General features: G+C 66.2%; 12 protein-coding genes. 7 read left to right on the top strand and 5 right to left on the bottom strand.

The window, feature by feature from the left end; all coding sequences use genetic code 11:
* Nucleotides 1-160: 160 nt before the first annotated feature.
* From OG607_RS19755 to OG607_RS19770, 4 genes are all read left to right on the top strand, one after another.
* The gene (locus OG607_RS19755) at nucleotides 161-1,066 is read left to right on the top strand and encodes a hypothetical protein (RefSeq protein WP_405724786.1); all 906 of its coding nucleotides are present in this window, start codon (nucleotides 161-163) and stop codon (nucleotides 1,064-1,066) included.
* A gap of 29 nt (nucleotides 1,067-1,095) precedes the next feature.
* Complete coding sequence (locus tag OG607_RS19760; RefSeq protein ID WP_405724789.1) at nucleotides 1,096-2,013, top strand: hypothetical protein; 918 nt, start codon at nucleotides 1,096-1,098, stop codon at nucleotides 2,011-2,013.
* 253 nt (nucleotides 2,014-2,266) lie between these two features.
* A complete protein-coding gene (locus OG607_RS19765; RefSeq protein WP_405724792.1) occupies nucleotides 2,267-3,607 on the top strand; it encodes a DUF222 domain-containing protein in 1,341 nt (446 codons plus the stop codon).
* Between the two features lie 96 nt (nucleotides 3,608-3,703).
* Nucleotides 3,704-4,105: a very short patch repair endonuclease gene (locus tag OG607_RS19770; protein ID WP_405724795.1), complete on the top strand. Its 402-nt coding sequence runs from the start codon at nucleotides 3,704-3,706 to the stop codon at nucleotides 4,103-4,105.
* 48 nt (nucleotides 4,106-4,153) lie between these two features.
* Here the strand turns inward: OG607_RS19770 and drmB are convergent, their stop codons facing one another.
* The 5 genes from drmB to OG607_RS19795 all read right to left on the bottom strand — a co-directional run bounded on the left by drmB (nucleotide 4,154) and on the right by OG607_RS19795 (nucleotide 16,432).
* Nucleotides 4,154-5,983, bottom strand: coding sequence for a DrmB family protein (drmB, locus tag OG607_RS19775; protein ID WP_405724798.1), 1,830 nt, complete (start codon nucleotides 5,981-5,983; stop codon nucleotides 4,154-4,156).
* A 2-nt stretch (nucleotides 5,984-5,985) separates the two neighbouring features.
* On the bottom strand, nucleotides 5,986-9,216 hold the full coding sequence (locus tag OG607_RS19780) for a helicase-related protein (RefSeq protein ID WP_405736918.1): 3,231 nt from the start codon (nucleotides 9,214-9,216) through the stop codon (nucleotides 5,986-5,988).
* Nucleotides 9,213-11,159, bottom strand: coding sequence for a UvrD-helicase domain-containing protein (locus OG607_RS19785; RefSeq protein WP_405724801.1), 1,947 nt, complete (start codon nucleotides 11,157-11,159; stop codon nucleotides 9,213-9,215). The genes OG607_RS19780 and OG607_RS19785 overlap by 4 nt, the downstream gene beginning before the upstream one ends.
* On the bottom strand, nucleotides 11,156-15,958 hold the full coding sequence (locus OG607_RS19790; RefSeq protein WP_405724804.1) for a DEAD/DEAH box helicase family protein: 4,803 nt from the start codon (nucleotides 15,956-15,958) through the stop codon (nucleotides 11,156-11,158). Before OG607_RS19790 ends, OG607_RS19785 begins: the two co-directional genes overlap by 4 nt.
* Nucleotides 15,959-16,096: 138 nt before the next feature.
* Nucleotides 16,097-16,432, bottom strand: a complete 336-nt coding sequence (locus OG607_RS19795; RefSeq protein ID WP_405724807.1) for a hypothetical protein — start codon at nucleotides 16,430-16,432, stop codon at nucleotides 16,097-16,099.
* A gap of 685 nt (nucleotides 16,433-17,117) precedes the next feature.
* On the opposite strand from OG607_RS19795, the gene OG607_RS19800 reads away from it, so the two are divergent.
* Genes OG607_RS19800 through OG607_RS19810 form a run of 3 tightly spaced genes read left to right on the top strand, consistent with a single transcriptional unit; the run spans nucleotide 17,118 to nucleotide 21,084 of the window.
* Nucleotides 17,118-19,205 carry a helix-turn-helix transcriptional regulator gene (locus OG607_RS19800; protein ID WP_405724810.1) on the top strand — a complete coding sequence of 696 codons (2,088 nt, stop codon included), beginning with the start codon at nucleotides 17,118-17,120 and terminating at the stop codon, nucleotides 19,203-19,205.
* A complete protein-coding gene (locus OG607_RS19805) occupies nucleotides 19,202-20,179 on the top strand; it encodes a hypothetical protein (protein ID WP_405724813.1) in 978 nt (325 codons plus the stop codon). The genes OG607_RS19800 and OG607_RS19805 overlap by 4 nt, the downstream gene beginning before the upstream one ends.
* Nucleotides 20,176-21,084 carry a DUF6339 family protein gene (locus OG607_RS19810; RefSeq protein WP_405724816.1) on the top strand — a complete coding sequence of 303 codons (909 nt, stop codon included), beginning with the start codon at nucleotides 20,176-20,178 and terminating at the stop codon, nucleotides 21,082-21,084. Before OG607_RS19805 ends, OG607_RS19810 begins: the two co-directional genes overlap by 4 nt.
* The last annotated feature ends 14 nt before the right edge of the window (nucleotides 21,085-21,098 follow it).

Raw genomic sequence — 21,098 nt, forward strand, 5'->3', positions numbered from 1 at the left:
CCGGTGCCCGCTGGCCACCCCGGCCTGACCCCGGATGTCAGACACTGAGCTTTACCGGTCCTTGAACCCGGTCACAGGGAGCACACCGACCCCTCAGGTAGCGTCAGATGTTTGGCAGCAGCAAGCAACGCGACACGGGGCTTCTACAACGGAACCTACGATGAACTACAACTTCCTCCTGATGGGGCAGCCCCGGTCCGACACCATCGCGACCGCACTTGCGGAGTGCCTGCATGTGCCGGTCGCCGAAGTGGACGTGGCAGATGTCGATGGCGATCCGGACGCACGGAACTGGGATGCCCTTGTGTCCTGCGAGTACTCCATCTTCCACGGTGACGTATCCATGGCCCTTGATATCTACGCTCTGGACGATGTAACCAACCCGCCGACCGAGGCGGAGCTGGGCCTGTCGTTCGCGGCCCAAGTAAAGGCAGTCGTCCTGTACTCGCCCACGGAGAGCGAGATCAGCGCCCACTGGCTGGCAAGCCCCGAGGGCATCGTGACCCGGGCCCGCGTCGTCCCGCCAGACGACAACCTCGCGTACACGGTCGAGGCCGTCGAGACGCCCATCCAGCAACTTCCCCGTGCTCGCGTCATGCACCTGCCCGAGGTGGTGCGAGAGCAGCGGATCGAAACTCCGGTTGCCGACGCCTTCACCACCGCGTTCGAGGCTCTTCCGTTGTCCCAATATGGAACGACCGATCCAACAGCGATCACAAAGATCGCGGACACAGCACGGGACGCCCGCTCCTATCTCGGCGCATGGGAAAAGCTCGTCCAACGGATCGCATCAGCCTGGCAGCCGTCCGGCTGGTACCCGCTGGAGTTTTACGTGGAGAGCCTGGAGTACCGCGATCAAATCCAGGGCTTCGCAACTGTCCTTATGCCTGCTGCCGCTTCCCTGCTTGCAGGTGCACTGGAACAGCTTGACCAGCGGTTCAACGAGTTGACCGTCGAGGACACGGAGGGGATCGTCGAGGCGGCCTCGAAGGCCCCCGTTCCTGCTGAAGGGCGCGCCTGGTGGTGGCGTCGGCGTCCGGAACCTCTTCCGTGGACAGATGCGTGACTCCGACGGACCGGGAGAAGAAAGGTCGCATGACGTACAACTTCCTCACCGTCGACCCCATCACCCCGGAGGCCATCGCTGCGGCTCTGGCCAAGCACCTGGGCGTAGCGGTGAGCGAGGTCGATGTGGCCGATACCGACGGCGACCCCGACGACCGCAACTGGGATGCCCTCGTATCCTGCGAGTATTCCGCGGTCCTAGGGGACGTGAACCTGTCCCTGGACATCTACGCTCAGGACGCTGTGGCCCATCAGCCGACAGAGCGCCGGCTGGCAGCGGCCTTTGCGTCCGCCACGCAGACAGCCGTGCTGTTTCCAGCCGAAGAGTCCCCTCCAAGCGCCTACTGGCTGGCCACTCCCGAGGGAGTTGTGACACGGGCTCGCCTCCTGGCCTCTGACGACGAGCAACCGGTGTACACCGTCGACGCGATCGAAGCCCCGGTGCCGCAGCTCCCTAACGCCGCACTGACCCGAATCCCGGAGGTCGTCCGCGAGGCGCGGATCGCCACGCCCACGGCTGATGCCTTCGCTAACGCTCTCGCGTCTCTTCGGCAGCTCCCGTCCGGATCTCCGGATCCTGCCCTGTCCGAGGAGCCCGGCAGCCCCGCTTGGCACGCCTGCACCCGACTCGGGTCCTGGGAGATGCTGATCAGGCAGATGGCGGCTCAATGGGCACCGTCCGACTGGTATCCACAAGACCTCTACCGGCACAGACTCGCTTCTCGCGACGGACTCGCCGAGCTCCTCGCAAAGCCCCACGACCGATTGCCGAAGAACGCAGCCAACCTGCTCCAGGACTCCCTGGAGCAACTGGACCGGCTGTTCATCGAACTGACCATCGAGGACCCCGAGCACCTGCTTGCCCAGCAGCTGGCAGTCCCAGGAGAAGACCCCGGGGCACATGATTGGTGGTGGTATCGCCACCCCGATCCGTTGCCCTGGTCGTAGCACCGAACCCCGGCGCCGATCGCTGGCAGTCGCGCTAGGGCTGCAAGGCCGCCGCCGCCAAGGCCAGGAGGACAACCGCGCACCCCCATCGGCGCCAGCCACTCCACGAAGAAGGAGCCGACCACCCCCGCAACCGATCAACCATTCGAATGAATCCGTCCATCCAACCTGGCTATATAACTCTCCGTGAGCGAAAATCGACGTACGGGGCCCGGCCGGAGAGGCCGGATCTCATACGCACGGGGGGGGCACCATGACCATCACCGACGTACCCATCACCTCACCGCTCTCGGCCCCGGAGACCCCGGACGAGTGGGCCACCTGGCTGTCCGCTGCCACCCCCGGCCCCGACACCTCTGTCCTGCTCCCTCTCCTCGACCCGGACCGTCTGTCCCCCGCCGGGCGCATCGACGCCCTCAAAGCCCTTGAGCGTCACGCCGGTTGGATCGATGCCCAGCAGGTACGGCTCCTCGCCTCACTCGACGCCGAACCCGTCGACCCCTTCCCCGACTTCCCCCAGCCCACCCCAGACGAGCGCCGCTGGGACTTCACCTGCGAACAAGTCGCCTGCGCTCTCCGCCTCTCCAACACCACCGCCGCCACGCGCCTGGGCACGGCCCGCGCCCTCGCCGCCCACTTCGCTCCCACCCTCGGCCTCCTCGAACGCGGCGACGTGCACTACATGCAGACCCACGCCCTGGTCGAAGTCACCAGCAACCTCGACACCCCCACCGCCCAACACGTCGAAGCCCTCGTCCTCGACAAAATGCCCCACCAATCCGTCTCCGCCACCCGCAAAGCCCTCCACCGAGCTGTCCTCAAAGCCGACCCCGATGGCGCCGAAATCCGCCATCAATCCGCCCGCGCCAACCGCCACGTCAGCCTCCGTCCCGACCTCGACGGCATGTCCTGGTGGTCCATTCACCTCCCCGCCGAACAAGCCGCCCAGATCCAGGCCTCCGTCGATGCCCACGCCTCCGTCCTCAAGCGCGACAACGACCCCCGCAACCTCAACCAACGCCGCGCCGATGCCGCCTTCGACCTTCTCGTCAACCACTCTGTCCAGTCCGACGGGACAAACCCCACCAGCCCCACCCCCAGTCGCTCCGCCCCCATCGTCCAAATCACCGTCCCCTACGACACCCTCATCGGCACCGCCGACCACCCCGCCGACCTCAAAGGCCACGGCCCCCTCACCGCTGGCCAAGCCCGCGCCCTCGCCTCCCGCCCCAACAGCATCTGGCGCCGCCTCCTCATCCACCCCACCACCGGCACCCTCATCAAGACCGACCCCACCACCTACCGCCCCACTGCCGACCTCACCCGCCACATCACCACCCGCGACCCCCTCTGCACCTTCCCCTCCTGCCGCATGCCCTCCCACCGCTGCGACCTCGACCACCTCATCCCCTTCGGCCCTCCCCAGCACGGCCCCACCACCCCCGACAACCTCATCCCCCTCTGCCGACGCCACCACCTGCTCAAGCATCGGGCGGGTTGGCGCGTCAAGCGGGAGCCGGACACGGGCAAGGTGAGGTGGACAGCCCCGACTGGGCACGTGTACGCGACCGAGGTCGCTGACTACCGAACCTGAGCTGACGGGCGCCGTCGCCATCGATGTCAGTAATTCGCAAGCCGGCACAATGAACGTGTGCCCGCTGCCCCCTCCTCCCCCAGCGTCTCAGCCCGCATGAGCAAGCAGGTCAGCCGAGACACGACCCCCGAGTTGGCTGTTCGCCGCCTGCTTCACGCCTCCGGGTACCGCTATCGCCTTCACACACGCGTCCCCGGCATGGCACGCCGCACGGTGGACATCTCCTTCGGCAGGCTCAAGATCGCGGTCTTCCTGGATGGCTGCTTCTGGCACGGTTGCCCCCAGCACGCGACAAGCCCGAAGACCAATGCCGAATGGTGGCGCACGAAGCTCAACCGAAACATGGCTCGCGATCAAGAAACCACCAAGCACTTGATCGACGCCGGCTGGACGGTCCTCCGTTTCTGGGAACACGAGGCCCCCGACGTCGTTGCCGCCCGCGTCGCCGCTGTGATCGCCCAGGCCCGATCCACTGGCTCCGGAGGCCGCCGTACTTGAGTGCGGCGGCCTCCGTCGGGAAGTGCCCGCCAGCCAGGATCGGGGTGGTCAGCGCGAGAAGTAGCCTGCCACGCTCCCGTCCGGAGTGCCGATCAGTGCCGCGCGGTCGAGCAGGGTGTTGTTGGTCTCGCAGCTTGTCTCCGGGAGTAGCACGCAGGCGTGGCAAGCGGCGAGGTTGAGGCTGTCAGCGCCGCTGGCTGCGGACTCCATGCAGAGCGGATCGTTGGAGCACCACTCGGCGCGCCGCAGCGCGGAGCGCAGGGCGACGTCGAGGCGATCGGGTTCACCCTGAGCGACGATGCCTCCGAGACTGCCTGCGGAGTCGCTGGTGGCGGTGTAGATGAGAATGCCAGCCATGTCCTCGCCGACGTAGAGACGCTCGCGCAGTGCTGAAGCGGGGTAGCCACCATCCAGGCTCCACTCGTTGATGAGGACATGGGCAAGGCTGTGGAGCAGCAGGTAGCGGGGCGAGACCGGCGAGACCGGTACGGGCTTGTCCGGGTCAGCGGCCCGCTGGTGCAGCAGCATGTTGTGGTTGTCCCGGATCTGTTCCGCTCGGGAGAGAGGCCCCGGCAACTGCTCCCAGACCTTGAGGCGAGCGGTGTCCAGCCGCAGAAAGACGCCCTCACCGCTCACCTCGACGGCAGGAAGCCAGTCGAGCTTCTGGGCGGAGAGCGGTGCTCGGCGGCTGGCGTCGTCCGCCGAGCTTGGTTCATCGACTCGGCTGAAGGTCTGCAGAGCACGGACCTCGCGCAAGCGCTTCACCAGCATGATCTGGTCCAGTCCGTGCTGTCGACGCAGCTCCGAGGTGTCGGTGACGGGAGGCTCGCAGACGAAGCTCTGAAGTGCTGCCCCTTCCCGTTCCGGACACTCCTCCTGGAGCCTGAGGTACTCGTCCTCGTAAATCGTGTCGCGGGCCGAGGTCTCCACAAGGGGCTCTTCGTCCTCCTTCTTCAACTTCTCCACGAGGGCGATGACCATGTCTGCGGTGTGTTCGGGGTGATGCGCCAGGGTGTTGTCGAACCGCAGAATCGCCCGGATGCCGTCCGGAGTCTCCTCTTTCAGCTTGTGGTAGATAGGTGCGACGAGCTTGCTGAGGCCGTCACTCCACGGCGGAATGGACAGCGCGGAGTGAATGACAGGGAACCAGACCGATGAGGAACCACGCTGAAGGGTGCGCGGTGGTTCCTCACAGGACTCCGCAAGCGCGCCTTTGATCCATGGGCGCTTCCCTGAGCAGCGGACGCCGAGGTTCTTCAGCGCCTGTCTGCGGAACGCGCCCTCCATGGACACCTCCTTCGCGCCGCAGCTGCAACTGATCAGCACAGCACGCAGTGAGGCGGTGGAGCCGTCGGCACGCAAACTCAGCTCGCCCCCGCAGAGCCCACCTCCTGCGTGCTCGGTGCCCCGATGGACCCATTTCCAGTACGGGAAGTCGTCAAGGTGGCCGTGGGCGCAGGCCATGACGAACCGGGAAGGGACAAGGTCCTCCTGGCAGGTTGAGCACTCCGCCTTGCCAGCCAGCGAGTTGAACTTTCGGAAGTGCTGGAGTGCCTTGCAGTCCGGGCATGAGTACATGAGGGGGAAGCGGGCGGCCCGTACACCGTCGGTCGCCAGATCGGGATCGGGCGCCGGAGGGAGTCGGAAACCCTTGACGCCGAGTGGCCGGGACAGTCTGTGTTCCCAGATCCATGTCGCTTGCTCGACGTTCCAGGAGTCGAGGCCGGAGACGATGAAGGATTCGTTCTCCACCGCGATCATGGCGCCGACGCCGTAGGTGGTGATGAGTTGGGCACGGCGGATCTCGCCGAGCTTGCGCGCGGTCCGGACGGGGGCGGCCCCCATGCCGCGGCGGGTGCGGGGCGGGAACGGGCTCATGGTCAGGACTCCAGGAAGAAGGTGGAGGAGGCGTCGACGTCGCGCAGGCTCCACAAAGTGGGCTGGCCCGCTGCCGTTGAGTCGTCGTCGAAGCCACTCAGCAGTGCGGGGATCCTGCTACTGCGTCGAGCCTCGTAGACCAGGTTCGGATTCACGCCCGCCTCGACCTGCCACCAGTCGACGAAGCTGTCGAATGCGTGGGCAGTGGCTTCGGCCTCCTTCGGGTCGACCTCGGCCACGCGGGCGAGAACGATGGGGCGGACGAGCGCGTTGAGGTCGTCGACGAAATCCTCGATGTGTCGTGCGGCATCGTTGGGGCGGGCTACCGGAAGCAGGATCCGCGCGAGGGCCACGATCACGGCGTGCAGTCCCCGGTCGCGAGCGCGGGCCGAGAAGGGAGTGACACTGGTGGACTCCACCTCCCGGTAGAGAGCGGAGTGGAATTGCAGAAAGCTCTCGTAGTGGGAACGGTCGCGCGAACGGGTCGAGTTGAGCATCACCGCGACCAGACCGGGATGGCGTCGGCCTACGCGGCTGGTCGCCTGGATGTACTCGGCGGTGGTCTGCGGCTGCCCCATGACGGCCATGAGGCCGAAACGGTCCACGTCGACGCCGACAGAGATCATGCTGGTGGCGAGCAGGACATCCACGACGTCCGCCATTGGCAGATGCCGTTCCGCGGCCTTGAGCCGCTTGGGGATGTCGCTGGCGTTCGCCCTGCTGCTCAGCTCCGTAGGAGCCTCTATCGCACGCGGCTCCTGGCCGTCCCGCAGAGCCAGGTATTCCACCCGGTCCTGGACGTCGTCGAGCACCTGTAGTTCGGCCGCCGACAGCAGGCGCAGGCTGTTGAAGTAACCGACCAGGGTCCAGTAGGCATCTTGCACCTCCGGCAGAGCACCGCAGGCGGCGGCGCGCTGAAGGAGGACCGCGTAGACCCGGACGAGCAGGGTCGCCTGGCTGGTGGTGGAGGTGAGCAGTCCGACGTAGCGCCGGGCCGCCTTACGATCCCTGGGCGTTTCCACAGCGAACCAGGAATCGCGTGAGTCCAGCCCTCCCGGGGGGAATTGGCTGACCTCGCGGTTGAACAGGCGCTTGCCCTGGTCGTCCGCGCGACGGATGGTGGCGGTGGAGGCAATGATCTTCGGTCGGTCGGCGAGAGCGTCGACGGCGGTCTCATAGAGCCCCGTGAGGGTGCCGAGGGGGCCGGAGATCAGATGGAGCTCGTCCTGGACGATCAGTTCGGGCGGCTTGGTGTCGTCGTCTCGGTCCCGGTTGAACAGGGCGGCGGTCGCGGGTCGCCACGGCATGGAAGCGAACTTGTCGACCGTCGCAATGACGAGCGTGGGACGGGCGTGGTAGACCGCCTCGTCGATGAGGTGAATCGGCAGCCCGGAGTGAAAGGCGCAGGAGGTTTCCGGGCAGCGGATTGCCATACGCGTGGACGCCTCCTCGACCTCGTAGTCGCTCGCGTCCAGGGCGGTGCCGCACCAGGGGCAAGCGTGCAGTTGGACGGGGTTCTCCTTCTGCAACGGCTTCCCGGGGTTGGTCCGAAGCTCGTTGAGCTTGGTCGCCGCGGCCTCCAGGGTGTTCGGGGTCGCGGACCTCCCGACCCACATGCCGATAGAGATCGGCTCGCTCCCCAGGGCCTTGGGGTCAGCCACGCGCAATTGCTCCATCGCGCAGATCAACGCGGCGGCGCGCTCGAACTGTTGGAGCGTCAGCAGCCGCAGGGTGTACCGCATCAGTACGGTGACGCCGGCACCCGCAGCCCCGTCGCGAATGCGTCGCAGGAAGGTGGTGAAGGCGATCAACCCCAGATACGCCTCGGTCTTGCCACCGCCCGTGGGAAACCAGAGCAGATCGGCGATCCTGCGGTCGTCATGGTTGGCGTCGACGATGCCTTCCAGGCACAGCAGCAGGAAGGAGATCTGGAAGGGACGCCACTTTCCCTTCTCCGGAGCCGGGGCCCCCGGCTTTCCGTCCTTGATCCAGGAGGTGCGGGCACGCTGATCCGCCATGGCGAGGTTGGCGAGCCGGAACGCCTTCATGATCTCCGGCCTGTGCGGGTCGGCCAGCAGGTCCACACCTCGGTGCATCCGTCGCAGGGTCTGCCGGCACAGGACGAGCTGCTCTTGCGCGGCCTCCGCATGTTCAGTGCCGCTGAGACCTTCGGCTCCTGCCGTCTCGGCTCCGATCCACTCCTCATAGCCGCGCAGCAGATCACGAAGCGCGGCGACGACCTCGGCGACAGGCTCGGTGCCCAGGCCCTGCATCGTCAGCCTGTTGTCGTCGATCTCCGGATTGGAGTCGGTCAACAGCACCTCGTGTGAGGGGACAAACTCGGTACGGACGGCGGCAACAGCGGCGCGCCTACCACTGGAGGTACCGATCGACGGCGGAGCCCAGTCCCAGTGGGCCGCACAGCCATGCCCCGTCGCAAAGCTTGGGGCATGCCGGTGCAGCAGTCGACTGAGCGCCTGCTCCTTGTCCACGGCGCCTAGCGCAGCGGGACGCTCCACGAATGGCGCGGAGCGGCCGTCCGCAGGCTTGACTTCCAGGACCGGCTGGTAGAAGCAGTGTGCATCGCGAAGGTCGAACTTGCCCACCGTCAGGCTGTTGACGACGGTGGCGGTCACCGTCACGGTCCCGTGCGGCTCGGCTGCCGGGCGCACCAACACGCGCAACTCCAAACCGGGGTGGAGGACCACGGGTTCGTGCGAGCGAGGGACTGTCACATCGACGGTGATGGGCTCCAGCACCAGCGCGGTGCGCCGCCAGTGCTCGCGCTGATCCTCAGTGCTGCGGATCTCGGTTCGGCGGGCCGAGATCGGATTGCCCTCGGCATCCTCGGGGGCATACATGGCGGCCTGCACTGTCAAGGCGATGCTGCCGCTGATCGCAGGGTCCACCGCGAAGGTCAGGCCCATGGAGGAGGGCCTGCGGGTGTTGGCCAGCGCCACGCCGAGGTCCTGGGGTTGCTCCTCGCTGTCCCTGCGGGAGGCGAACGGTGCCTCGTCCAGGCCGTCGTTCTCGGACTCCGTGGCGGAGATCTCCGCTCGGGTCTCCTCGTCCTGGGACTGGGGGAACAACACACCGATCGGGTAGACGGTAATCGGCGCGTCGTCCTTGAGTACCTCATACTTGCCGCCGACCGGGCCGAGCAGATCGGCGCGCAGGGAATCGAGCAGGATCTCGCACAGCTCGTAGTGAGCCTTGTACTCCGGTGTGCTCACGAGTAGCTCTCTCCCTGGGGCATGCTGTCGTCGGACGGGGATTCGGCGGCCTCGGCGGCCCAGTGGAAACGTCCCAGACCACTGAGTCGGGGTGCGAGCCAGCAACCGTGCGCGCCGAGGCCAGCGCGTTCTGTCGCAGCGGTGCTCCCGGCGACGCTTTCCACTCCGTCCAGACGTAGTCCGGTGATGAGGGCGGGCCAGGTGCGGACCTCCCAGTTAACTCCTTGTCGCAACAGCCGATGTAGATCCTGCCGAAACCGTGCGGAAACCTCACCGATCGGATGTCCGGCGTGGACGACGGCGTACGGCGGGGTCTGGTCGTCGGCGACCGGCAGCCGGTGCAACAGCCGCAGTTCCACGGGGGCGTTGGTTCCGGCCTCGTGACGCAGGTATTTCTGCAGCCCCACCGGATCCTGGTGGATGCCATGTACCCCCGGGGGGTGCTCGTGGGACACGTCCAGGCCAAGGGCCTCCATGCCGTTGCGGGCCCAGGACTTCCGTCCGGCGACGTACCAGCGGTCCAACCGCTGGTCCTTGCGCAGCAGCCAGGTGACCGGGGCATCGAGGCGGTAGAGGTCGTCGCGGGGGCGGGTCATCGCGACGTACAGAAGGCGGGCCTCGGCGGGTGGGTCGTAGTCGTACTTCTTCTTCGCTGTGGGACGCGGCGCGGTGAGTACAGCGGGCTCGAGGATCAGAACCCGGTCAAACTCCAATCCCTTGGCACGGTGCACCGTGGAAATCACCAGCGGCGAGGGTTCGGGAGCGGTGAGTTCGTCGGGGAGCCGTTTCTCGGCCACCACTCGGTGCAGAGCCGCGAGATCCAGCGTCGCGCGAGGGCCCCGAGCGACCTTCCGCAGGGACCGCCACAGTGACTCGGGGGCGCTGCCCGTGGGGAGCCCCAGATCCGTGAGCGACTCCGCGAACCGTTCCTGGGTGAGGCTGGAGGAGGCTGTCGCAGTGAGGAGACCGGCGATCCACGCGGGCGCCGGGCGGTCGCGGGTCGAGCGTTGCAAGCGGTGCGGGACGTCGGCCTCGTCGAGCAGTTCGGAGATCCGCAGTGCCTGGCCGTTGTCCCGACAAAGGATTGCGGTCGTGCCCGGGAAGTAGCGAAGGGATTCCTGGACGAAGCTGTCCGCCAGGTCTCCGAAGTTCGGGGCCTCCATGAGCAGGGCTCGCAACTCCCTATGGATGTGCTCGGCCGCCAAGACGGCCTCGGCCTTGTCGGTGGGGAGTCGCTGGAGGCAAGGACCAAGTGAAAGCGCGACGCGGGCTTCGTCCGTACGGGCCCGGAAATTGTCGCCCAGGTGCAACTCGACCAGGTCCTCCCCGTAGGAGGCTCGCACCCAGTCGAGGAAATAGTTGGTCTCAAGCGCCCGCTGCTCCGGATCCGAGACCTGGAATCCGTACACTGCCTGGGCGGCGTCGCCGACGACGGTAAAGCCGCAGTTACTTGAGAAACGGTCCAGCAACTCCTCCACCATTTCCCGGCGCACACCGACCAGGTCCTGAACCTCGTCGATCACCACGTGGGCGGGTGGACCCTGCTCCCCTACCTCGATCGCACCGCGCCCGATCGCCTCGGTCGCAGCCACGATGCGCTGGTCGAAGGTGCTCCCGCTCCAATCGGTTTCCGGGTAGGCCCGCGCCAGCAGCGACGCGGCCCAGGAGTCGAAGGTCTGGGCACGGACGCGCCGGGCAGCATCCCCATGCCGGTCGATACGCTCGCGTAGCTCCCGGACTGCGGCGCGAGAGAAGCTGAGCACCAGGATCTCGGCAGCCTCCAGTTCCTCCCTGTCCACCAGGGCGTCCAGGCGTCGGACCAAGGTGTGTGTCTTGCCCGATCCGGCGCCAGCGGTGACCAGCACGCGAGCGTCCCAGGGTTGGTCAACGACCAACTGCTGGTCGAGGGTGAGGCAATGTTCCTCCAGGTCCGGGGATGTCACTTCTCGACTCCCCACAGGTACTCGAACTTCGTGAACGCCAGCGCCTCGCCATAGTTGGTGATGTTGTCGCGGACGTTGAGGATCAGGCAGGTCTCCTTGCCACCGTTGCGCGGCCCGCGCAGCCCACGCCCGATCATCTGCTGGTAGATGTTCGCGCTGTAGGTCGGTCGGGCGACGACGACAGCACGGGTCGCCGGTGCGTCGAACCCCTGGGTGAGCACGCCGTAATTGGTGATCACCTGGATCTCTCCCTTGCGAAAGTCCTCAATGCGTTTGCGACGCTCGGCGGTCGGCGTCGCCGAGTCGATCGCCGCAGCCCTGATGTCGCGGTCGCCCAGTTTGGCGGCCAGGAACTTGGCGTGCGCCACGGATGTCGCAAAGACCAGCACCGGCCAGTCCGCAGGCATCCTGGCGATCTCATCCACTATGCGTTGGTTGCGGTCGTGGTCGTCCGCAAGTCGCTGCTCCGCGCCCTTGGGCAATAGACCGGAGAACTGTTCGGAGCGGCTCAGCTCGTCGGCACTGAGCTGGATCGTGCCACCCGTCAGTTCCCGGTGCCGGACCTGTGCGAGTACGCCAAGATGCTGCAACTGTTTGGTGGCGTCGGCCAGATCACCGTCGAACACACCCGTGTCGATCCGGTTGCCGAAGCGCTGAACCAGGCGACGGGTCAGATCCTCGTTATTTCGGTACGGGGTCGCGGTCAGCCCGACAAGGTGCCGGCTGGTCCGATTGTGGGTCAACCCCAGCAGTTCCAGGATCGCTGTGTAGCGGGGGGAGATCGCGACATGAGCCTCGTCCACGATGACGAGGGCGGTTTCCCGCAGCCAGGCGTAGTCATCGGTTCCCAGGCAGTGGTGCAGCTTGGCGTCCGTCGCCACAACCAGGTGGGGTCGGTCGTTCACTGGCGTCGCCTCGTTGGTCGACCAGAGCCGGCTGATGACCAGCGGGACTTCCGCGCCGACCTTCGACCAGACGAACTTCCAGCTCTGCACGGCCTGCTCGCACAGCTCCTCGGTCTGCGCGATCCACAGTACGGGGCCGCTCAGCCGGCCCTGCTCGCGGATCCAGCGGATCACGCCCTCGGAAGTCACCCGGGTCTTACCCGCCCCGGTCGGCAGGCTCAGCATGCCGCGCTGCGGCATCCTGTTGTCGAGCAGGTTGAAGAGGGCGCGAGCCAACTGCTCCTGATAGTCGTGCAGGGCGGGAAACTCGGACGGGCCCTCCACCTCTATGCGAGGATCCAGCGCGGGAACCCTGGCTCCGGCGAAGGAGTCGGGGAATCCAAGATCCGTGACGAACTTCAGAGCCTTGGGCGAGCCGGTGAAGGAGCTCGGCGCGACAGCAGGGAAGTCGACGGCCAGATCCCGACCATGGATGCGCAGGATCGACTCACCGTGGGCGTTGAAAGCCATCTCCGCAATCCGCCGGATATTCGGCTCGGCCCCGCTCTCGTTCAGCTCGCTGGCGAGGAGCCCAGGGGGGAGCTCCCCACGGAGCTGGTCCTCGCCGACCAGCAGGGCGATCTTGTCGATGACACTCTCGGCCTCACGCACTTCCCGCAGCCGGGCCTGGACCTCCTTGTTCTGCTGCTGACGCACCTGAAGCTCGATCACCTGTCGGCAGCCCGCAGCGCCGATGTTCCAGCCGAACTCCTTATCCGCTGCAATCAGAACCTCCAGGGACGTGAGGGAATCCAGTACGAACAACGTCTGTCCCTGCCGCACCGCTGTCAACGGGATCATGGTGCTACCCAGCGGGGTACGGATGGTCTGCTCCAACTCCGAACAGCGCAGGACCTTCCGGTTCTGGGCGGCGTTTCCGACCCGCTGCCGCAGAGGCGTGAACTCATCGACAAGGACGGTCGCCGGACCGTTGGCGACCTTGCGGATGTTCTTGCTGATGACGTCGGCGACCTTGAGCATCCCCCATTCCTCGATCATCTGCCGCGCGGTCGCTGCATCGGACTTGTCAGCGACCAGCAGAGCCGGCAACTGCTCACGGATCAGTTCCTTGTAATCGGTCTCGTTGGTCGCGACGGCGATCTCCCCGTCGGGGCGGCTGCCCCAGGACGAGCCGATCCGACAACGGGTGGAGATGCCTTCCGGGAACGGCATGCCGACCCTGAGCAGCAGGGCGTAGGCACGGCCGACGAAGGCGTCCTCTTCGCTCACGAGTACGCGGTCGAGCAACTTGCCCCAGCGCTCGGACGGAACTTCGTCCGCCACGACGGGCATCCGGAGCCTTCTGGCCTTCTCCGGGCTGATCTCCGCGACAGGCAGGACGCCCGCGTACTCCTTGAGTTGGGGACCGACCGCCTCAGAGATCCTGGTCAGTCCCTGCGAAGTACGCACCCGACCGTGTTTCTTCAGCATCCACCGCAGGGGGGAGGAGACAGTCGCTCGCGTACTGCTCTGCGCACCATACTGCCTGGTCCAGCTCTCCACCATGCCGGCGTCGGGGAGCGCTTCGACGAACGCGGCACGGCCTTCCTCCGACAACAGTGGAAGCAGGTGCAGTGGACCTGCGGGGGCCGCTCCTTCGAGCGCAAGACGGGTGCGGCTCGGGCGGGGCGCCGACGCGGGCAGCCTGCGGAGGTAGCTGTCATGAATGGCTTCTTGATATTCCTCGAACCATGTCTCGCCGTCCGGACGGTGTCCAGAGGATGGCCGGTCCAGCAGCCCGAGGTCTCGGAACACCGGCTTGTCGTCGCCATGGAAGTCGAGGTCCACCGCGATCGAGTCGTCGCGGCTCCCATCCGCGGGAACAACAGGTCCGGGAAGCAGGCAGTCCCGCATCAAGCGGAAGCGGCCGTCCACGGTCCGGACTTGCAGGACGCTGCGAGGGTTCGGCACTTTCGCGCGTATGCGATCCACCTGTGCATTACCGCCCGCGCTGCGCAGAAGCAACCAGAACTTCGACCAGGATCGGCCGTCGTAACCTGTGAATCCTTGGTCGAGCACGCCCTGGAAGCGACCTTGGGCGTCCGCCACCCGGATCCCGACGGCATGCAGGTGGCGACCCATCTCCGGCCGGTCCGAGATTCTCGTGTCCACGTAGACCATGTCGTCCCGGAGCTCGTCCTCTGACGTCCGGTGGTACACCTTGCCCGCGCCAGGAGCGACCATGCCGTGGGACTCGGTGAGAACGATCCGTGCCTGTCGAGCCGCAATCGTCAGCGGAGATTCCGCAGCGCCCTGCCCGGCCCGGTCCTTGGTCACCATCGCGGAGAGGATACGGATGGCGTGACAGGAGGCTTCGGCGGAGCCGTCCTCGACGAGTGCTTCGAGCCAGGTCTTGACGTCTTCCGTCTTCTGTTTACTCTCGCCGAGGATGTGCTCCATCTTGCCGTGCCGCAGGTCGGTCGCGTCCACTGAGCGGTGGACCCAGTTCCAAGGACGGCCCGGGTATTCGGCCCAGATCGCCAGCCACTCCCGGTCGAGGCCCCTGGGATGGATGTTCAGATCCCGGGGAACACGCAGCTCGCCATTCTGGTCGGGCAGGGAGGGGCGCTGTGACGCGGCCTGCCAGACCTGACGCAGAAGGTAGTCGTCCGCCCAGTTGATGAACTCGTTCGTTCGGCCCGGCAGCAGCGGAAGGTAGGCGGCGGGGTCCTCCGCCGGTGCCAGTTGGGGCAGCGACTCGATGACGAGACGTGCCGCGACTTGGAGCAACTCCCGGTTGAACGGGCTGCCGTCGAGCAGGTTCTGACGGTCCTCGTTGGTCTTCCACGCGGCGTTCAGATAGCCGGTCAAGGACACCGGATACTTGGTGGGGAAGAAGGACCAGAACTGTCCACGTCCCGGGGGGACAGTGAAGAGCCCGTCCCGGAGGGTGTATTCGGGCACCGCCCAGGAGATGTCGATGACGCCCCGGTCGTGCAGTTCTCCCGCGCTGTCGCGGGCCTCCGCCGTGGGAACGTGGGCAAGGCTGTAGACCTTCCAGCGGCTGGTCTCCGGCTTTGAGCCTTTACGCACTTCACGAAGAGTGCGATGAACACCGTCGTTCTCGACTGTGATGTCCCGCTCGACAGGAGGCAGGGGGCGCTCGTCCCGGAGCAGGACCTGGCCGACGTGGGCAGAGAAGAGCTGGAAGCCCACGGGAAAGGCATCGGCGCTACGACCGTCGAGGTGCTTGTGGCCGGAGATGTCGTGTCCCAGACGCTCTGCCGCCCCCTCCAACAGCGGCAACCTGACGACGGTGGTGGCCCACTTGAGGAGACCGTTCAACACCGGATCATCACGGCGCTCCTGCTCGACGTCGAGTGGGCGAGCCATGCGCAGAACAGGCGTGTCAGCGTCCAGCGTGCCCCCTGCCTTGCCGAGAGCCTTCGCGATCTCCTCGGCTGACCATGTCCTGTCGAAGCCGAAGCTGCCTGTGCTGCTGAAGAACTGGGGAGCGTCGCTCACCGAGAGGACCGACTTGACACCCACCCCGAAACGACCGATCTGACCACCGCGCTTCCGCGAGACGCTCATACGGAGGATTGTCTCGGCGCCTTCGGGGGTTACCGGGGCGCCCTCGTTCGCGCAGTAGAGATGATCGGCGGTCAGCACAACATGGAGCTTTCCCCCGGGCTTTCCCCCATTACTCGAGCCGATCTCGTCCGCACCATTCTGAACGAGCTCGAAGAGCTGACGGTCGCCGTAGCCACCCTGCGTAATGCGCCGCTCATTGTTCGCGTGCTCTTGAACCAGCCCGGGGTCGACCCTATATGTCTCCAAAACGCGGGTTGACTGCTCCAGAACCTTGGCGATAACGGGGGAGGAAGGGGACTCGCCGGACTGCTGATCGCTCATGAGCGCCTACTTCACCTGGGAATCTTCAGTGTGAGAGAAAGGGGGCCGCCGGCTGGAGAGTTCCCAGCCGGCCGGCGACAAATGTGAGGCGTGAGTGTCGCATTCGAGAGCGATGCCCACCCCTAGTAACGAGGAATTTCAGTCATCGAACTTGAGCACGACGACATAGCGGACCGTCCGCCGATCCCGGCGAAGGCCCGGAGCGGAGCGGGGTCCGCGCGGCGGACCCGTCTTCGGGCCACGCCGTTCCACGATACGAAGGCCCCGCGACCTGGGGATCCGGATGACTACGACGACCTCCGAATCGGGGGCGTTCCTCTCCGCGCGCGCCCTCGTCTGCCCCGCGATCCAGGAGCAGAGCTCTTCGAGGGAAATGCCGTTCATGGCCAGGATTTCAGCCCGAAGAACCGGATCCTCTTCAGAGCTGTACATCGCCTGGATCTCCCGCATGCGGTCGTCGTCGAAACGCGTCATGCCCATCCCCTTATGGCAGCCGGTGTGAAAGTTGAGCCGAAACGTTTTTCCCGTCTCAGCCTCCGTGCAACGTGCAGGTAAAATCTCCGCGCAACTTCCACCATCCGGTCGCAGGGCAGAGCTCTGCGGGGCGGTAAATATTTTGCATCGGTAGTCCACTCAATCCCCCCGGGGTTCGAGTGAGCCAGAGCCTAGAGCCAATCCATCTCTCTCGGCAAGCGGTTCGAGCAACTTCCCAAAAACAGATGCCAGCCCAACGAGCTTGCCACGTAAGGAGAATGACCCGTCGTCAGGAATAAGCCTGGCACATTTCGCGGAGCCCTTCAAGGGACTTCCGCTTCCCCTTCCGCGTAAGATATCGGACGCTGCGCATCAAAGTGTGGCAATCGCCCCAACTTGGGGCAATCTTCGCGCACAATCGATAGTCCACCGGCGAACAGGCTCCCTCTGCACGCAGGGCGCGCGCATCGACATGTCGCACAACCTAGGGCATGTCACTGACAAACACGTCTGACCAGCGGATTTCAAAGAACGGGGTCCACTAGCGCTCACCTGGGACCGAAGTGTCAAGTTTTGTTTGACACCCAACGTCGCGTCAATCGCCCCTGGTAGGATCACCTCCCACAGGCAGGCCCAGCCCTGTCGCACGGGATGGGGCGAGGGTCCAGTAGGAGGAGTCGAATCCATGCAGGACGGCGAAGAGTTCGGGCCCTGGCTCGGTCGGCAACTACGCCGCAACGAGATGAGCCAGGCCGAACTCGCCGAACGACTGGGCCTGACCCGTGCGGCCGTGTCCGCCTGGATCACCGGGCGAGCCCAGCCCCGTGCCGAGATGGTGCGCGAAATCGCGTCCGTCCTGGGCACCGACATCGCCACCGTGCACAACCGCACCACAGACGCCGTCACCGCGCGTCCAATCCAGTGGTACCACCGCCCCGCCCACGCCGACGGGGGACGGGAGTTCGGCAACGCAGCTGCCTTCGCCTTCGACGCGGACCTCGCCGTCCTCGCTCGCGAGACCACGCAGAACAGCCTGGACGAGCGTCTCGATCCCGAGCAGCCAGTCCGTGTCCGCTTCACACTGCACGAGTTGACGGGCGAACACTTCACCACGTTCTTGGATGCCTTGAAGTGGACCGAGTTGGAGGCGCATTACGAGGCTGCCTCCGGATCCCGGCAGAAGGTCGGCCGGGTTCTGGCTGAGGGGCTGCGGGAGATGCGCGAGACCAACTCGCTCCTCCTGCTACGCGTGGACGACTACAACGCCTCCGGTCTGACCGGACCCGAGTACGAGGACGGCCGCTTCTCCGCCGTGGTGCGCCGTCAGCTCGACAGCCACAAGACAAATGCCCGTGCCGGCGGCTCCTACGGCCTCGGAAAAGCCACTCTCTGGGCCACCAGCCGCCTCGGGCTGGTGCTGATCAACAGCACTCTCTCGGAGAGCCACGAGGGACGCACCGCACGTCGCCTCGTCGGACGCCTCGATCTTCCCTGGCGTGAGGTGGGCGGCGCGCCGTACGCAGGACCGGCCTGGCTGGGCGAGCCCGACACGGAGAAGGACTACGAAGGAGTCTCCCGTTCCTGGTGGGCCGATGAGAACGCAGCTTCCACGCTCTGGTTGGAGCGCGACAGCTCCGCACCCGGAACTTCCTTCCTCATCGTGGGCGCCCACGATGCGGCAGGGGACACCGACAGCCTCCAGGACATGCACGACAAGCTCAACGCCGCGCTCTCAGACAACTTCTGGGCGGCGATGACCTCCGGGCGCTCCACCACTGCGCTCCTCGAAGCCTCGGTCCGCACGATGCGCAACGGGGCCGTTGTAATACCGGAAAAGCGTGTGGACCCGCAGGAACGCCATCCCGCCCTGGTTCGCGCGCTCAAGGCCTACTTCGATCACGAGACCGTAACCGAGATCACCGCCGTCGACCAGGTTGCGGTCGCGAAGGTCCCGCTCCTGGTCCCACCCCTGCGCGAGACGGGCAGCCGCGGCAAGGGCCTCGTGCACGAGGCCGTCCTCCTGGTCACCCCGGCCGATGACACCGACCAACTGCACAGCCGGCTGGTCTGCATGCGCGGTAGCCGCATGACAGTGACAACCCGCCGCCCCCGCGACCTCGGCATGGGCGTGGACCCGTTCCAGGCCGTGCTGCTCGCGGGCTACGCAACGGGCGTGGACACCAAGGACGTTGAACTCGCCGAGGCATTCCTTCGTGCCTCAGAACCACCTGAGCACGACCGTTGGGACAGAACCGAGGAGCTCGCCGCCACTTATGCTCGCGGCGCACTCACTCGGATCACCGAGTTCCGGGCCGCCATGGACACCGCGCTGCGCGGGCTGGTCGGACGCCGCCCGGTCCAGGAGGCACGTGGCCCCGAGACGCTGCGCAGTCTCTTCCGCCTGGACACGCCGTCCGCCGGGGCAGGCCGCCGAGCGGACGGTCATCCGACCGTCCGCAGCATCGACGGTGAGGTGGACGCGTCGGGCGCCTGGTCGCTCCGGGTGTTCCTGAAGGTCCCGCAACGGGAGGACTCCTGGCAGCTCGCCCCGATCGCCAAGTTCGACGTGCGATCGGGAGGACGTCCGACGCTCGACTGGGCCACCCTTACAGCCGTGGAGAACTGTCGGATCGTCGACGGCGTGGTGCTGGTCGATCCGAACGTTCGCAGCGCCACGTTCAGCGGGGTGACCGCGACAGGCAGCCATCCAGTGGACGCGCACATGGCGGGCGTGACCGTCGATATTCAGAAGGCACGGGGGACCTCCGCATGAGCACCATCTACCCCTATCCGACACTGATCGGAGAGATCGATGTCGATGTCGAGCGAGTCCGGATCGACAGTAGGGCGTTGCCCTACTCCATGATTTCCAGGCCACAGCGCGCGGTGGCCCTGCACGAGGCGGAGCGCAGCAACTGGGACGAGGGCACTCTCGACCTCCGGGTGACCCTGCCCGCACTTGAACTCGCCGACGGCCCGTGGTCCGAAGTGGCCTGCATCGCGATCGTCACCGAAGGATCCACCAACACCCGTATCGTGCGCCGCCTGCAACAGGACAGACGCTCCGGAACGTGGACCGGCTCCGTCCCGGTATTGCGCACCATGCACCGCGACCGTGCCATCCTAAACGTCAGCGCTGTTGGGACAGTGGACGGCGTCGCCGGACGCACCATCGGAACGGCCGACGACGCGTGGGTTATCGATCTGCTGGCGCGAACCCCGGTACGGCAGCGCGAAATAGAGATTGTCGAACTGGACTTCCGCGACGGTCCGCAGGAGTGGCTGCGCCCGTTCAAGGACGCCCCGTGGCTGGTGGAGACGACCGGCGACATGCCCACGATCCTCCTCAACAGCTCCTTCGAGGGCATCACCCACCTGCTCAAGGGCTCCGGCAGTCTGCTGGAGAAGGCCACCGCGGGACTCGTGGCTGCACAGATAGCCGACGAGGCATGGACAGCCATGTTCCACTCTGCAGTCAGCGACCTCGAACTGGACGAAGTCGGCACCCCGTCCGTCCCGAATGGGTGGCGAGGGTCCGTGCTCAGGGCGATGATGCCCGACATTCTCCCGGGTCTCTCCCTGCCAGACGCACTGTTCGAGGTGCACAGCCGACGCCTCGCCGGTTACGGGTGGGCCGAGTTGCAGTCGCAGATTCATTTCGCCGCTGCCCGGCGTGCTCAGGTGTCCAAGAACCTCACCACGGCTGTCCGCGCCATCGCTCGCTCCCAGGAGGGTACGGATCGATGAGTAGTTCATCCGGCGCCGACACGCCCGACCGCATTGCGTTGCTTCCCGGAGCTGTCGCATCCAAGTACCTGACGCGCGGTGCGCTGACCGGGCAGGAGCAGCCACCCCGTGTCGCGCTGCTGCGCGCGAGCGCGCCGATCGCGGATGAGTCCGCGCGGTGGCACAGTGCTCCGTTGCGTGACCTCCTCGATGAGGCGATGCGCAGGTTCACCGACGCCCGTACTCAGGCGGACGCCTGGCTGGCCCCGCGGCTGCACGCCACCCTGCGCATGTCCCGCAGTGAGGCAGCGGATCCGGCGCTATGGAACTTCTGTGCCCTCCTTGTCGCTCCCGACTACGTGATCTGGCGGCACCGTCCTTCGGCGGTACAGAGCGACGGTACGCCCGGCCCGACTCCAGCCGCACGATTCACCGGCGCGCATTACGTTCAGGCGTTCGCCCGGCTCTGGTGGGCCGCCGAATTGTTCCGGGACGGCAAGGACTACCGTCCGGCCGAGATCGCCTGCAGTAACCAGGACATGCTCAACACCGCCATGCGCCTGGACGCCATCGACCACCGACCCACGGCTCTGGCGATGGTGAGCGTGTTGGAAGGGCTCGCCATATCGGGGGTGGCTCGACTCGGCGACCGCGTCAACGCACTCTGCTCGGCCGTGAACGCTGCCGGCAGCACACTCATGTACGAAGTTCTTGCCCCTGACGAGTTGCCCGACCAGGACGCATTGCATGACTGGATCGAGGACGCCGACTCGGTTCCAGCTGTCCCTTGGGACCGGCTCCCGGACGGACCTGATGACGGATCGACTCGTCGGACATCGGTCGAAACTCTGAGTCGGCTCTTCGAGAAATTCCATGCGAAGGCCCCGTTGCGTGACCGCAGCTCCCAGGGATCGCGGCTTCACTGACCTTCACGGCCCAG

Origin of the sequence: Streptomyces sp. NBC_01537 (assembly GCF_045040445.1) — a bacterium.
Taxonomy (GTDB): Bacteria; Actinomycetota; Actinomycetes; order Streptomycetales; family Streptomycetaceae; genus Actinacidiphila.

Coding starts and splice junctions, on each gene's coding strand:
- OG607_RS19770 (WP_405724795.1), top strand. CDS start 3,704: ATGAGCAAGCAGGTCAGCCGAGACACGACCCCCGAGTTGGCTGTTCGC.
- OG607_RS19810 (WP_405724816.1), top strand. CDS start 20,176: ATGAGTAGTTCATCCGGCGCCGACACGCCCGACCGCATTGCGTTGCTT.
- OG607_RS19790 (WP_405724804.1), bottom strand. CDS start 15,958: ATGAGCGATCAGCAGTCCGGCGAGTCCCCTTCCTCCCCCGTTATCGCC.
- OG607_RS19765 (WP_405724792.1), top strand. CDS start 2,267: ATGACCATCACCGACGTACCCATCACCTCACCGCTCTCGGCCCCGGAG.
- OG607_RS19805 (WP_405724813.1), top strand. CDS start 19,202: ATGAGCACCATCTACCCCTATCCGACACTGATCGGAGAGATCGATGTC.
- OG607_RS19755 (WP_405724786.1), top strand. CDS start 161: ATGAACTACAACTTCCTCCTGATGGGGCAGCCCCGGTCCGACACCATC.
- drmB (WP_405724798.1), bottom strand. CDS start 5,983: ATGAGCCCGTTCCCGCCCCGCACCCGCCGCGGCATGGGGGCCGCCCCC.
- OG607_RS19800 (WP_405724810.1), top strand. CDS start 17,118: ATGCAGGACGGCGAAGAGTTCGGGCCCTGGCTCGGTCGGCAACTACGC.
- OG607_RS19760 (WP_405724789.1), top strand. CDS start 1,096: ATGACGTACAACTTCCTCACCGTCGACCCCATCACCCCGGAGGCCATC.
- OG607_RS19795 (WP_405724807.1), bottom strand. CDS start 16,432: ATGACGCGTTTCGACGACGACCGCATGCGGGAGATCCAGGCGATGTAC.